The sequence below is a fragment of the Haloplanus sp. genome (genome assembly GCF_028275055.1).
GTDB lineage: Archaea > Halobacteriota > Halobacteria > Halobacteriales > Haloferacaceae > Haloplanus.
The window spans coordinates 39719-52782 of record NZ_JAQCNJ010000010.1 but is presented as its reverse complement, the minus strand read 5'-3'; the positions used below and the strand labels follow the sequence as shown (position 1 = coordinate 52782).

Genomic DNA, 13064 nt, shown 5'->3' with positions numbered 1-13064 from the left:
GACGACTTCCTCCCGAAGGGGATTCCCTTCTCGATGATGACCGATCAGCGGATGTGGACCGACCGCCTCACACAGTACGTCCGCGCCGTCGAGAAGGTCGAGGCCGGAGAGTCGACCACCGGACTGGAGGCACGCCGTCTGGCCGACATGCTACAGGACTCGGCGTTCGGGACAAACGAGCGAGACGACTTTTACGAGTATCTGGACGACCGCGAGGAGGCGGCGGACACCGACGACATCACCGAACTGGAGGTGCCCGCAGACGTTGTCGAGGACCACATCCCCTTCATGCCCGGACGGACCGCCGCGGGTGACATGCTCCGGAAGGTGACGAGTTTCCAACGCGACGCCGTCGACGCCTACTTCGACGGCGACTACGACGGGATGGACCCCAGTCGGGTCCGCGTCGGCACCATCCACTCCGCGAAGGGTCGGGAAGCGGACCACGTGTTCGTCTGTACCGACCTCACGGAGAAGGTGGTCGAACAGATGGCGGCGAGTATCGACGATCCGACCGGCGTGGCCGGCGTCGAGGAGTTTACCGCCCACACGAGCCCGGTCCCCCTGCTGACCGACAACGAGCGGCGGGTGTTCTACGTCGGGATGAGCCGTGCGCGGGAGCGACTCGTTCTCCTCGAGAACCTGATTGGCGGTGCGCCGACCCTTCCGATCGGCGTCCTCCTGCACAACGAACTCCGCGACGAGGACGTCGAGGGGATGCTCGAGGAGGCACAGTCCACGCCGGTCCCGGAACCCGAGGCGTGACGGACGGGGGCGACGCCGCAACCGCGGTCGAACGCGCACTCGATCCGGCCGGCGCCGGCGTTGTCGCCGCCGCGGCCGCCCTCGCGATGGCGACGCCGGTCGACGGCCGCCTGTGTGTCGACGACACCCCACTCACGGCCACCCGACTCGAAGCCGTCGCCGCCGACGGCGTGTGCCGGGCCGGGGGTGACCCGTCCGGCACGACGGCCGTCGAACCGTCGGGTGAACTGCGGGCGGGGCAACCGGTGATCGTCGCCCTCGAACCCCGGGTCGGTGGCGTTGGCGGCCCGCTCTCGCGGACGTTCGTCGTCGACGGGGACGGTGGGTGGGAACGCCGGGCTGCCGTCGCGGTCGGCATGGCACACGACGCCGTCCGGCGGGTCGCCGAACCCGGCCTGCCGGCGCGGCGGGTCGTCGACGAGGCGGTCGCCGAACTCGGCGCGTACGGCCTCGCGACCGACGGGGTGGTGGCGCGGTCGATCGGCGGAACCGATGTCGACTTCTCGACGGATGACGCTCTCGTCGCCGGTGATGTCTTCGTGCTCGATCCGGCCGCGACCGATCCGGACCCCGGGACCGGCCGGGGTCGCGTCCGGGTCGGAACGTGTTATGCGGTCACCGAATCGGGCTGTCGGCCGCTCGGGGCGACGCCGACATCGCTGTCGCCGGGGGCGTACTAGCCCTCGTTCTCGTTCTCGTTCTCGCCTTTGTCCCCGGCGTCGGCGTCGGGGTCCTTGACCGCGCTCCCGACGACCCGTTCGACGACCGCACCCGGCAGGTCGGCCGGGGTCGTGAGCCGACGGGGGAGAACGACCATCAGGACCGCGACGGCGACGAGACCGCCCCCGAGTACCGGCTGGCCCGAAAGAAGCGTCTCGACACCGAACAGGCCGAGCGGGACGGCGAAGATCAGCGACGCCGCCAGCCCGACCGTTTCGAGGATCCCGAGTCGCATGGTAGTGATTACGACGCCCCGCCCCAAAGCGTCGCCGCTTCGCGTCGGCCGAATCGCAACCCCTTACTCCGGTCGACCCCGACGTATGAGTATGTTCACGGGCATCGTCGAGGGGACAGGAGAGATAGTCGGCGTCGACGACGCCGAGGAGGGTCGTCGGCTCCGTCTGCGTCATGACTTCGACGCCGTCGAGGAGGGCCAGTCGATCAGTGTGAGCGGGGCCTGTCTCACGGTGGAGCGCCACGGTCACGGCGACGGCTGGTTCGAGGTGTTTCTCGCCGAGGAAACGGTCGAGAAGACGTATCTCGGGCGCGTGGCGGTCGGCGACGCGGTCAACCTCGAACGTGCCATGCCCGCCGACGGCCGGTTTGACGGCCATGTGGTTCAAGGCCACGTCGACGGCGTTGCGACCGTCGAGACGGTCGAACGGGTCGGCGACGACTGGGAGTTCACCTTCGCCCTCCCGGACGACCTGCGGCGGTACGTCGTCTCCAAGGGGTCTATCGCACTCGACGGCATCAGCCTCACCGTCGCCGCCCTCGACGACGACGCCGGGACGGTGTCCGTCGCCATCATCCCGACGACGTACGATCTGACGACGTTATCGGAAAAGGAGTCGGGCGACCCCATCCACGTCGAGGTGGACGTGGTGGCGAAGTACGTCGAGCGGTTGGTTTAGGGGTCGAACTCCGCCACGTCCGACTCGAAGGCCGACTCCTCGGCCGCCTCGTCCTCATGGACCGTCCGGTAGGTCCGGTTGTACCGTCGAATCTTTCCAAAGAGGATCAGTCCGAAGACACCGTCGTAGATAAGAACGTACAACAAAAAGGCGGGGAGTTCCGGCAGGCCGGTCGCGAAGCCGACCACCCCCGACCCGATACCGACGGTGGCGTTGTATGTGGCGTGGATGAGTGCGGCGATGAGCAGTCCCTTGACCACGATTGGACCCCGCTGCCGTGGGTTGAACTTCGCGAGACCGAGGTAGTAGCCCGCGAAGGCGGAGTAGATGACGTGGCCCGGCCCGGCCAGTGCGCGGATGGCGGTGATACCACCCCCAGCCCCGATGAGACCGAGGCCCGCGGCGGCGGGCGCGGCGTCGACGCTCTGTGTAATGTAAAGGGCGTTCTCGATGGTGGCGAAGCCGAGTCCGGCCACCGCGCCGTACACCGCGCCGTCAACAACGGCCTCGAAGCTGTCGGTGCCGTAGGCATAAAGCCGCACGGCCAGCAGTTTCACCGTCTCCTCGACGGGACCGACGACGAGAAAGAAAAAGAGAACGGTGCCGACAAAGCCGAGTCCGGCGAACAGCCCGCGGGTGTAGGAGTTGAGAACCGCGGCGAAGTTGGCCGTCAGAACGCCGAGTAAGAACGTGGCGACGAGCAAGGGGAGCGGTTCGTTGGTGGTCACGTCCGACTGGCGGACGTAGACGGTGAGCGCGAGCGCAGGGACCGCCGAGAGAACGGTCAACACGCCGATCTGCGGGTCGGTCAGCGCGCTCAACCCGCCGATCGCGACGAGGATGAGAAGGGCAATGGCGACGACGAACAGGCGAGCCGAGGCGACGGACCCCCGGTAGATCCCGGCGGAGACGGTGTCGAGCAGTCCACGGCGCTCCCAGGTGGCGATGTCGTAGAGGTCCGTGGAGTCGTCGGCACGTTCCTCGACCGGGTCCCGTCTACGCGGCATGTATGAACGGTCGGTGGCCAGCCGTTAATCTCTTCGCCCGTTCGGTCCCGGACCGCCGGCTATTTGTCCCGGGGCGGCCCATCAAACGGTATGTACGACTTCGTCGTGGTCGGCGTCGGACCGGCGGGGGCGCGTTTCGCCCGGCGGGCGGCCGAGGCCGGATACGACGTACTGGCCCTCGAAAAGGGGACGATCGGAACGCCGCTTGCCTGTTCGGGCCACGTCAGCACCGATATCTGGGAGTACGTCCCCGACGAGGCCGAGAATCGCCTGCAACAGAACCGGGTGTACGGTGCGAACTTCCACCTCGGCGGGCCGGGATCACGGGCCTACCCTTTTTATAAGTCCGAGGCGGTGTCGAACGTAATCGACCGGGTCGGACTGGACCGGACGCTCGCCGACGCCGCGCGGGCGGCAGGGGCCGACGTGCGCGAGAACCACACCGTCACCGGGGTCGACGAACACGCAGACGGTGTGACGGTGACCGCGAAAGCCGAGGACCGGGCCGTCACGTTCGAGGCGCGACTGGTTGCGGGCTGTGACGGGCCGGTCTCGCGGGTGCGTCGCGAGGTCGGACTCCCCGAACCGGCCGAGCGACTCCACGGCGTCCTCGCGTTCGACGACACCCCCGACGGCGGGGACTTCGTTGACGTCCACCTGACGGTGCCGCGGTTTTTCGCGTGGCGTATCCCACGAGGCGAGGCGGGCGTCGAATACGGCCTCGCCACGCCACCGGGTGTCGAAGTGGCGGAGGCGTTCGACCGCCTGACCGACGCCTACGGCGCCGAGACGGACCGGCGCTGTTCCGGCGGGATCCCGATCGGGCCGCCGGAGTCGGTGACCGGTGACCGGACCGTTCTCATCGGCGACGCCGCCGCCCAGACAAAGCCCTTCACCGGTGGCGGCATCCTCTACGGCATGACCGCCGCCGACCACGCCGCGGAGACGATAGACCCCGACGACCCCGCGACGCTCGCGGACTACGAACGAGCGTGGCGCGCCGACCTGCGCCGGGAGATCCGACTCGGCGGCCTGATCCGGCGGGCGTACTCGCTTCCGGACCCCGTCCAACGGCTCGGCTTGTGGGCGCTCGACGGCGAGATCGGCGTCCACATGGACCGCCCCACGTCGGTGTTTTCCGCGAGTCACCTCCGGGCCGTCGTGTCGGGACTCCTCCCTGGTGGGTCCGGATCGAGGGCGGGGGCAGAAGGTCGGTCACCGATCGAACCCGAGGAGCCGACACCCTCGGACGGCGAGAACGGTCAGTAACCGGGGAGGCGGGCGGACCGACCGCTCCCGTCGACGAACGGCAGGTCGACGAGCGTCGCGTCGACCGCCGTGCCGTCGACACGGACGGTGAGTGTTGGCGGGTCGTCGGCGTTCAGCGTGTCGCTTCCGACGTAGGCGAGGGCGATGGGTCGGTCGAGCGACGGGCTGTGGATGCCGCGGGTCACCTCGCCGACCGCCGAATCCCCCGAAAAGACGGCCGCCCCGCCGTCGGGAACGGCCTCGGGGGCGAGTCCCACCAACTGCTTGCTCGGGCGACCCCGGTTCTCGACACGGGAGACGACCTCCTGACCGACGTAACACCCCTTGTCGAAGTCGAGCGCGTTTCGCAGGCCTGCGACGTTGGGGATCCGGTCGTCGAGTTCGGTCTCGAACAACGGCGTGCCGGCTTCAAGCGTCAGCGTCTCCCACGTCCGGTAGCCGGCGGGGGTCGTCGGCGTACCGCGGGTGAGCAGCGAATCGAGAACGGACTCGGCGTCGTCGGCCGCACACACCACCTCATAGCCCGTCTCGCCGGTTGGATCGTCCGTCGAGATGGCGGTGACACCGGCGCCGGCGACCGACCCGCGCACGAACCTGAGCGGGTGCTCCGGGACCGTCGCGCCGGCGAGAACGGTCGAGAGCGTCTCGGTGGCCGTCGGCCCGTGAACGCCGAAGACGGCGAAGTCGTCGGTGGCGTCGCGGATCGACACGTCCTCGATAAACACCTTGTCGCTCCACTCGTCGGCCAGCGGAGCGGCGCGGGCGGGCGGCGTGAAACAAAGCAGGCGTTCGCCGGCGTTGTAAACGTACAGATCCGTTTCGATACCGCCCTGTGGATCGAGCAAAAGCGCGTAACACCCCTCCCCGTCGGCATCGGGGACACGGTTGGAGACGGCGTTGTCGACGTAGTCGACGGCGTCTCCACCCTCGACGGCGACGACGCCGTACCCCATCTCGATGATGCCAACGCCGTTGCGGACCGCGAGGTGGGCCCGCTCGGGACGACCGTAGTGCGCGACGACGCTGTGTCCGCCGCGCGTCTCGAACTCGGCACCGTAGTCGGCGTGGAGGCCGCGTGTCATCGCGTGTGGGTAGGCGGTCGGGGGGAAAAAGCAACGCGGTCGGGTCAGAGCCCGAGGCGGTCGCGGACGATGTCAAACAAACTGTCGTCGTCGTCCGGCGGGTCGGCCGGATCGGGAACGACACGATCGTCCGGGAGAACGATCGCCTGACCGTCGGTGGCCTCGACCTCGATGAGCGAGTCGTCCTTTAATTCGGCGAGTGCCCCTTCGAGCGTGTCGATGTTGACGTCGGCGGCCGCACGGAGTTCGAACACGGTCATTCCTTCCTCGCCGCGGTCGACCAACGCATCAAGCACGACCACTTGCACGTCCGGTCGGTCCCGGAACTCCCGCTTAGCCTTCATACGCGGGCCTAAAGACCGCGGACGGCTTACCTGTACCGACAACAGTGCGTCCGACGCGTGTCTGACGGACGCTTTTGATGTAGTGTCTGCTATCCGGGTTCAATGGGACTTAGGTGCCTGCTGGGACACGAGTACGCGAACCGCGAGGTGGAGCGTGACCGTGAGGAGCGTGGCGACGAGGTGGTGGTCACATACCGAACCGTCGAGACGTGTGACCGGTGTGGGGAGCGCCGGATCGTCAGCGAAAACAAGGAGGTTCGGTCGGTGCAGAGACCCGGCGACGAGACGATGGCGACCGGACTGGGCAACGGTGTGACACCCGACCCCGACCCCGACCCCGGAGGCGGCGGCGTGCCGGCCGACACGGACACCGACGAGGTCACCGGCGACGGCCCGGTCGGGGGGGAGCCGGGGGTCGCCCCGGAGCCGGAACCGGAACCGGAACCGGAGTCCGACCTGGCACGGAGCGACCCGTCGGAGCCGGAGCGAGAACCGGAACCGGAACCCATCGGTTCCGGCAACGACGGAGCCAACGGTCCCGCCGAGAACATCGACGACGGGATCATCCTCGACAACGACGGCCCGAACGAGAATCGCGGACACGGCGAGTGGCCCGACGCGGACGACCCGGTCGGGGAGGAAGCAGAGACGGAAGCGGAGGCGGAACCGGCACCGGGTGGTCCGTCGGGATCGGACGCGACAGACGGGGCGACGGTCGTCGACGGCAGCGACGACTGGCCGGACCCGGAGAGAACGGACGAAGGGTTCAACGCCCGAGCGAGCGACGCCGATCCGTCCGCCGCGTCCGTCGGAAGCGCAACGGCACACGGTGGCGACGGACACGGAGGTGTGGCGACAAACGGGGCGGCCTCGCCGACGGCGACCACCGACAAACGGTTCGTCGCCGCCGACGGGGTGGAACGGATCGGCGACGATGACGACGGGGCGGTGACGGAGTTCGTCTGCCCCAACTGTGGCTACACCCGCGCGACCGGCGGGTCGTCGATGCGCGCCGGCGACATCTGCCCGGAGTGTCATAAAGGCTACATTGACGAGCGGTGACGGGAGGACGAAACTGGTAAACCGGCGCTGTTCGAATCAGGCCCCATGAAGAAGTACAAAATGCGTCGTGGGGAGACGCTGGACGAGAACGCGCCGGATCTGAAAGCAACCATCGAAGGCTACTTCGGGGCGGTGTCCGGGACCGAGGAGGTCGACGGCCACGAACTCTACGTCGTCGAGGACCCGGACAATCCCGTCTTCGAGCGCATCGTCGCCGGAGCCGCGGAGTACAGCGGGAAAAAGGACAAACTCGCGGTTCACTTCGAGGAACGAGACGCCGCGGACGTGATCGCCGAAGGCAACGCCGACGCCGCCGAGGACGCCGTCAGCGACAAGAACGACTTTCTCCTCGAGGTGACGGGCCGGGACGCCAAGTCCCGCCGCGACTCGATGAAACGCTCCGTCGAGGACGACCCGGACGACGTACCGAACGCCTGACCCGGTCCCGCCCTTGGTGCCGGGCAGTGGCGGACCGCCGCCGCCCGGGACGAACCCGGGATCAAAGCGCCTCCGGAATCCATCCGCCGTCTATCTCCACGTTCTCGCCGCTGACGTAGCCGCTGTCGGAGTCGAGAAAGAAAAAGAGCACCTGCCGGAGATCCGCAAACGAGGCCCACCGGCCACGCGGGGCCTCGTCGGGGAACTCGTCGGAGTTCTCGACGACGTACGGCGAGAGGCAGTTGACCGTGATGCCGTCGTCGGTCGTGTCGTTCGCGAGCATCCGCGTAAACATGATGACCCCTGTCTTCGCGACGAGATACGGGAAATTTCTCGGGTAGACGAGTGCCTTCTCCGTCCCAGCGTAGCCGACGTTGACGATGCGGCCAAACCCCGCCTCGCGCATCGCGGGGAGCGCCCGCTTCGAACAAAGGTACGTCCCGTTGAGATTCGTCTCCAGCACTCGGTTCCACGTCTCGAAGTCGAGCTCCTCCCAGTGTCGAGGGGCGAAGTCACCGACGTTGTTCACCAACAGGTCGACCGTCCCGAGGTCGGCCTCCACGGCGTCGAACACCGCGTCCACCTCGTCGGGGTCGGTCACATCGCCCTGGACGGTCGTCGCCGAACCGCTCGCCTCGCGGGCGATGGTCGCCGTCGCGCGTGCGTCGGTGGCGCTCGTGTGGTAGTGGACGGCGACCGACGCGCCGGCGTCGGCCATCGAGAGGGCGAACTCCCGGCCGACGCCGTTCGCGCTTCCGGTCACCAGCGCAACCCGATCGGAGAGGTCGGTCGTGAGCATACCGGGAGGTTGAGGCCGGGCGGCAAAGAGGTGGGGGATCCGCTAAATCGCCTCAACCAGACTCGACGCGACCGACCGGGCTTTCTCCGCAAGCGGTTCGGAGACACGCCCGGCCGCCACCGCCGCGTCGAGTTCGTCATCGTCGACGCGGCGCACCTCGCCGTCCGGCCCTTTCACCACGTCGACGTGGAGGTCGACGTAGCGGACGGCGTCGGGGAACGCCTCGACAGGTGTACAAACGTTGACGTACGTTCCCTTGCGCTCGCCGTCGTCGCCCCGGTACACCGTGGGGTACCACCACCGTCCCTCACGGACCTTCGTGATCGCCACGTCACCGGCCGTCCGGGCGACACCGAGGGCGTCGTACGTCCCGCCGGGGGTCATCTCCCGGCGAAGGGTGAGCGTTCCGTCGGGGTCGCGGTCGGTCACCTCGGCCCGTCCGAGGACGATGCGGCGACCGTCGGGCTTGCCGTGGTCGAGGCGGACGTGGTCGCCCGCGACGGGACCGAAGGTGTCCGTCACCGGCACGAAGGGGAAGTCCTCGGTGTCGCTGTCGACCGCGTGTAGCGCCTCGACGAAGTCGACGGCGCGACTCGCCGCGCCGGACCCTGCCTTCACCCGGTGGTGGCCGGGCATCGTCGTCGTCACCTCGCGGCGGTCGGCGTCGAGAACGAACCGCGACTCCCGGCCGAACCACACCCACGCCGTCGCGGCGGGGGCGGTCACGCTGCGTGGCGGGGCCACGGACGAGTCAAGCGCCGATTCGACGGTCTCGGCGCGGTCGACCGCCGTCGAGAGCGCCGATTTTAACGCGTTGATGTCGGCATCGGTCGCCGCGTCGGCCCAGCGAAGCCCCCAGCCGTCGGGGGAGTCGATGCCGAGAAGATCCGTCATCCCCGCGAGTTCGCGGGCAGCGTCGTCGTCGCGGGCGTCGACGGTGATCCCCGACTCGCCACGGACGAGCGTCGCCGGCCCGGCCTGCGCCCGCACGGCGGCGGTGAGAACGGCCCGGCGGTCGGTCCACGGCGCGGCCGACTCGGCGACCTGCACCTGCAGTTCGTCGCCCTCGGCGACGTGTCCGTCGACGTTGCCAAACGGCAGAAAGCCGTCAGCGGTACCGAGATCACAGACAGCACCGCTGCCGAGCGTCTCGGTCACGCGCGCGTCGAAGACGGCGTCCCGCGGAACCGGGGAGGGCCATGCGAACGTGTCGCGGGTGACGTGGAGTCGGTCGACGGCCTCGTCGACGGCGTCCGGGTCGCCGGCGACGCCGACGCCCTGCCGGTCGTCGGTCGTCTCGACCGCGACGTCGTGTGGATCGGTCCCGAGGTCGGCATCGAAGCGTTCGCGGATGGGGTCGGACGCGGCGACCACGTCGTGACCCGCGTCCAGAAAACGGCGGGTGAGTGCGGTCGTGTAGATACCGCGACAACGGACGTTCATGCGGGGCGACCGGCCGGTGCCGGCGAGGGAGTAGGTTCGTCGTCCATCACGGTCTCTGTTTGGTGCGCAGGGGTTTTGACTGCGACGGAGACAGGACGAACCGGTCGGGCGCCGGAAGTCGGAGTCAGAGTCGGAGTCAGCGCCGTCGAGACGGCTACTCCGACCGACGGCGAACGGGCAGGGCCGAAAGCGCCACCACCGCCACGAGCGCGGCCCCCGAAAGCGCCATCACCGCCATGAGCGCGGTCATATACCCAAAGCCGTCTCCGGTCGTCCCCGTTTGTACCCCGTTGGCCTCGGGTCGGGCCGCTTCCGAACCGGCCGCCACCGTCCCGGCGTCCGGCGTCGGGGTCGTTGTTGATTCCGGCGTCGGAGTGGGCGTCGGCGTTGAGGTGAACGTCACGATGCTGGCGCTTCCCGACTCCAGTCGAATCGTTGCAACGTTGGTCGCGTTCGACGACTCCACCTGCAGGCTGTACCTGCCGGCATCGACACCCTCCACATCGAGAGTGGTTCGCCAGCGACCCGACTCGCTGACCTCGGCCGTCTCGATGGCGACAGGTCCCTCGTCCCCCGAGAGTTCGAGACGGAGGCTGGCTCCGCCCTGTCGGTTCGACGTCCCCGAGACGATGAGCCCATCACCCTGAATCCGGAGGAGCCGAACCGTCTCGGTGTCCACGCGCGGACTGTCCGCGTCGACGTTCAGTTCGATCCGGTTGTCGTCGACGCCGGCCCCGTTGTAGGCGTCGCGGATCGTCCGTGTGGTCTCGTTTGCCGTGTTGTCTGTCCCGAGTTTGCGCCGGATCGACGACGCGTTACCGGTGTCGGCAAAGCCAAAGCTGTCGTCGCGTCCCGCGGTCACGATGATGATTCGGTACCGGCCTGGCGTCTCGAAGTCGTTGTAGCTGAAATCGAAGTCCCCGTCGCTGGCGGCGGTCAGATTGAACACCGCGACGCTACCGCGAGGACGGACGACGTATGCCCGAACGGCCTTGTTTGGCCCGGGGGCACGGCCGAAAATCGTCACCTCGTCGCTCGGGGCGGTGGATATCTCCGAACGCGAGACCGATGCCGACAGTTCCGGACCGACGGTCGTGATACCGGCCTGTGCGGCCCCTTGGATCCCTCGGATCGTGGAATCGTTGAGACGCTCGTTCGGGCCGAATCCCCGCTCCTCCGGATTGGTGACGGCCGCGATCCGATAGCTGTCGGGAATGTTTACGACCGCTTCCGTGTCGAGTTCGATGCTCCATGAACCACCGGTGACGCTCGTCTCGGCGAGTTCGTTCTCGCTCGCGTCCTCGTACAGCGGGACGTACTGGCTGCCGGCACGGGCGTAGAGTTTCACCTCGTCGGCACCGTCTGCCCTGCCCGTTATCCGTTCCGTTCTGCCGATCGTTACGTCCGAGCGGGGGGCCCGAACCGACACCTGTGGCGAGGCGACCTCGAGTCTGGTGGTTTCGGTTGCCGGCGCCGTGGCGTCCGTCGCAAGCGCGATGTCGTGACCACTCGTCTCCAGCGGCCCGGTGTCGAGTTCGACCCGCGCCGAGCCGTCCGATTCGAGGTCAGCCGTGGCGAAAAGCACGTTCCCGTCCGAGTCCACGCCGACCTCGGTGACCCCGTCACTACCGCCGAACACGTCGTCGGCGGTCGCATTCGTCGGTGCCTCGCCGGCGCGGAGGGCGCTTGCCGGCACCCGAATCTGTCGGGTCGTCCCTGGCTCGCCACGGATGGAGACAACGGTCGTCTCCCCTCGGGTGACCGAGTCGGAATCAACTGAGATGCCCGCCTCCACCGATCGGACGCGGAGGGTGACCGACGCGCTCACGCTGTCGAGGTCGTCGGTTCCCTCGACTCTGATCGTGTATGCGCCCGGCGAGAGGTCGGAGACATCGAGACGAACCGGCGCGCCGGAGGTCGACGCGGTCGGATTCCCGACCACGGTGTCGGTGATCTCCAACCCGTCCCCATCCTCGACGACGACCCGTGCGTCGGCGGCGGCCTCGAAGTCGAACTCCGGAACGACGGTCACCGTTTCCGTCTGCCCCGAGACGGAGGAATCGGCGATGTCGGTTCCGCTTGTCGTTCTACCGGGGTACACCTCTATGTCGAACACGTCCGGTTCCTGAACCACGACGGCGGTGGAATCGGTGCCGGACTGGAGGGCGTACGGACCGGGAATGAAGCCGTTGTCACGGCTGATTTCGGCCGCGGCCGCGTCGTCGGCGGTTGCGACTTTACCCTCCGCTCTGCCGCCGACACCGTGGAATCGTTGTTGCTCGCCCGCCGTCGCCGCGCCGTCGAGAGCGGTCAGATCGACATCCTCCTCGCCCAAAAACAGCGGAGAGATGGTTGTCGTGACGCTCCGGGCGCTTGTCGTCTCGGCGGTAACGGTGCCGACGGTCCCCTCTGTGTCCGTCGTCCCGTCGCCGTTGGCGTCGATCGTTGCCGTCACCTCGTGTTCGCCCGTACGGTCGACGGCGACGTCCGATACCGTCGCGGTGACCGTCAGCGTCTCCGAGTCGACACCGGAGGTGGCGTCGTCCCACGAGACGACGACGGTGTTTGCGCCCGCGTCGACGGATGCCTTGACGCCGGTCGTGTTCGGCGTCACCCCCCGTGTCGTCACCGTCGCGTTGCCGAGGTCGACCGCCGCCGGAACGCGAACCGTCGCGTTCGCCCCCGTCGTTCCGTCGGAGGTGTTTACAGCCGTCGCTTCGAGCGAGATATCGAGCGTCGTCGTCTCGCCGGTCGAAACCGCCGTCGGCGTGACCGACGCGTCACCGAGGCCGGCACCTGCGCCGGCACCGGCTGTCGGCGTCGCGAGAACGAGAACGAGAACGAGAGCGACGACGACGACTGTCGTCGCCGTCACAGTGTGTCCGACCCGGGTCATCGTCCACCTCCCACTACTCTGTGGGCCGTGATGACAGCGGTGTCGACGGCCCCGAACGGCGTCGACCCGTGTTCGGTGCCGATTCCCGGTTTCCGGGGGCCGGTTACCCCCGGTGAGACGCCGGCCACGCACACCGGCAGGTGCCGGAAGGCGGGAGATGTAGTGTCGTAACACCGCATGTACGGTTGCTCGTCCGGGACAACTCTGCGTGAGAAAACACTCATTATAAGCCGCAACTATTGATACGTACCCGACGTGTTTGAGTACGTCGGATTTTCAGCGCTATCTGGTGACAGAAATAATATATTTTCGTTTGGGACGGTCG

13 protein-coding genes are annotated in these 13064 nt (G+C 68.0%); 6 read left to right on the top strand and 7 right to left on the bottom strand.

What is annotated here, in order from left to right:
• Together Q0925_RS01490 and Q0925_RS01485 are read left to right on the top strand one after the other, a co-directional pair.
• Positions 1-765: 3'-5' exonuclease (locus Q0925_RS01490; RefSeq protein ID WP_299331128.1), on the top strand; the 765-nt coding region annotated here is incomplete at its 5' end.
• Positions 762-1445, top strand: coding sequence for a M24 family metallopeptidase (locus Q0925_RS01485; protein WP_299331127.1), 684 nt, complete (start codon positions 762-764; stop codon positions 1443-1445). The genes Q0925_RS01490 and Q0925_RS01485, both read left to right, overlap by 4 nt.
• Here the strand turns inward: Q0925_RS01485 and Q0925_RS01480 are convergent.
• Positions 1442-1720 (bottom strand): DUF7533 family protein, encoded by a 279-nt coding sequence (locus tag Q0925_RS01480; protein WP_299331126.1) that lies wholly within the window; start codon positions 1718-1720, stop codon positions 1442-1444. The genes Q0925_RS01485 and Q0925_RS01480 overlap by 4 nt on opposite strands.
• Before the next feature lie 91 nt (positions 1721-1811).
• Here Q0925_RS01480 and Q0925_RS01475 point away from each other — a divergent pair, with 91 nt between their 5' ends.
• Positions 1812-2399, top strand: coding sequence for a riboflavin synthase (locus tag Q0925_RS01475; RefSeq protein WP_299331134.1), 588 nt, complete (start codon positions 1812-1814; stop codon positions 2397-2399).
• Here the strand turns inward: Q0925_RS01475 and Q0925_RS01470 are convergent.
• Entirely contained in the window at positions 2396-3406 is a 1011-nt protein-coding gene (locus Q0925_RS01470; protein ID WP_299331125.1) for a PrsW family intramembrane metalloprotease, read from the bottom strand. The two genes, Q0925_RS01475 and Q0925_RS01470, sit on opposite strands and share 4 nt — an antisense overlap.
• Before the next feature lie 90 nt (positions 3407-3496).
• On the opposite strand from Q0925_RS01470, the gene Q0925_RS01465 reads away from it, so the two are divergent.
• Complete coding sequence (locus tag Q0925_RS01465) at positions 3497-4675, top strand: geranylgeranyl reductase family protein (protein ID WP_299331124.1); 1179 nt, start codon at positions 3497-3499, stop codon at positions 4673-4675.
• Here Q0925_RS01465 and Q0925_RS01460 read toward each other — a convergent pair.
• Positions 4669-5757 (bottom strand): aminomethyltransferase family protein, encoded by a 1089-nt coding sequence (locus Q0925_RS01460; RefSeq protein ID WP_299331123.1) that lies wholly within the window; start codon positions 5755-5757, stop codon positions 4669-4671. The two genes, Q0925_RS01465 and Q0925_RS01460, sit on opposite strands and share 7 nt — an antisense overlap.
• Positions 5758-5801: 44 nt before the next feature.
• Complete coding sequence (locus Q0925_RS01455) at positions 5802-6101, bottom strand: DUF6432 family protein (RefSeq protein WP_299331121.1); 300 nt, start codon at positions 6099-6101, stop codon at positions 5802-5804.
• Between the two features lie 102 nt (positions 6102-6203).
• Between Q0925_RS01455 and Q0925_RS01450 the strand changes: the two genes are divergently transcribed.
• Together Q0925_RS01450 and Q0925_RS01445 are read left to right on the top strand one after the other, a co-directional pair.
• Positions 6204-7163 (top strand): DUF7093 family protein, encoded by a 960-nt coding sequence (locus tag Q0925_RS01450; RefSeq protein WP_299331119.1) that lies wholly within the window; start codon positions 6204-6206, stop codon positions 7161-7163.
• A 45-nt stretch (positions 7164-7208) separates the two neighbouring features.
• Positions 7209-7601, top strand: coding sequence for a DUF5611 family protein (locus Q0925_RS01445; protein ID WP_299331117.1), 393 nt, complete (start codon positions 7209-7211; stop codon positions 7599-7601).
• Between the two features lie 61 nt (positions 7602-7662).
• Here the strand turns inward: Q0925_RS01445 and Q0925_RS01440 are convergent, their stop codons facing one another.
• The 3 genes from Q0925_RS01440 to Q0925_RS01430 form a co-directional block, all read right to left on the bottom strand.
• A complete protein-coding gene (locus tag Q0925_RS01440; RefSeq protein ID WP_299331115.1) occupies positions 7663-8400 on the bottom strand; it encodes an SDR family NAD(P)-dependent oxidoreductase in 738 nt (245 codons plus the stop codon).
• A 42-nt stretch (positions 8401-8442) separates the two neighbouring features.
• Positions 8443-9843 (bottom strand): DUF402 domain-containing protein, encoded by a 1401-nt coding sequence (locus Q0925_RS01435; RefSeq protein WP_299331113.1) that lies wholly within the window; start codon positions 9841-9843, stop codon positions 8443-8445.
• A 154-nt stretch (positions 9844-9997) separates the two neighbouring features.
• The gene (locus Q0925_RS01430) at positions 9998-12739 is read right to left on the bottom strand and encodes a hypothetical protein (protein ID WP_299331112.1); all 2742 of its coding nucleotides are present in this window, start codon (positions 12737-12739) and stop codon (positions 9998-10000) included.
• Between the last annotated feature and the right edge of the window lie 325 nt (positions 12740-13064).

Coding starts and splice junctions, on each gene's coding strand:
- Q0925_RS01480 (WP_299331126.1), bottom strand. CDS start 1,720: ATGCGACTCGGGATCCTCGAAACGGTCGGGCTGGCGGCGTCGCTGATC.
- Q0925_RS01475 (WP_299331134.1), top strand. CDS start 1,812: ATGTTCACGGGCATCGTCGAGGGGACAGGAGAGATAGTCGGCGTCGAC.
- Q0925_RS01470 (WP_299331125.1), bottom strand. CDS start 3,406: ATGCCGCGTAGACGGGACCCGGTCGAGGAACGTGCCGACGACTCCACG.
- Q0925_RS01465 (WP_299331124.1), top strand. CDS start 3,497: ATGTACGACTTCGTCGTGGTCGGCGTCGGACCGGCGGGGGCGCGTTTC.
- Q0925_RS01460 (WP_299331123.1), bottom strand. CDS start 5,757: ATGACACGCGGCCTCCACGCCGACTACGGTGCCGAGTTCGAGACGCGC.
- Q0925_RS01455 (WP_299331121.1), bottom strand. CDS start 6,101: ATGAAGGCTAAGCGGGAGTTCCGGGACCGACCGGACGTGCAAGTGGTC.
- Q0925_RS01450 (WP_299331119.1), top strand. CDS start 6,204: ATGGGACTTAGGTGCCTGCTGGGACACGAGTACGCGAACCGCGAGGTG.
- Q0925_RS01445 (WP_299331117.1), top strand. CDS start 7,209: ATGAAGAAGTACAAAATGCGTCGTGGGGAGACGCTGGACGAGAACGCG.
- Q0925_RS01440 (WP_299331115.1), bottom strand. CDS start 8,400: ATGCTCACGACCGACCTCTCCGATCGGGTTGCGCTGGTGACCGGAAGC.
- Q0925_RS01435 (WP_299331113.1), bottom strand. CDS start 9,843: ATGAACGTCCGTTGTCGCGGTATCTACACGACCGCACTCACCCGCCGT.
- Q0925_RS01430 (WP_299331112.1), bottom strand. CDS start 12,739: ATGACCCGGGTCGGACACACTGTGACGGCGACGACAGTCGTCGTCGTC.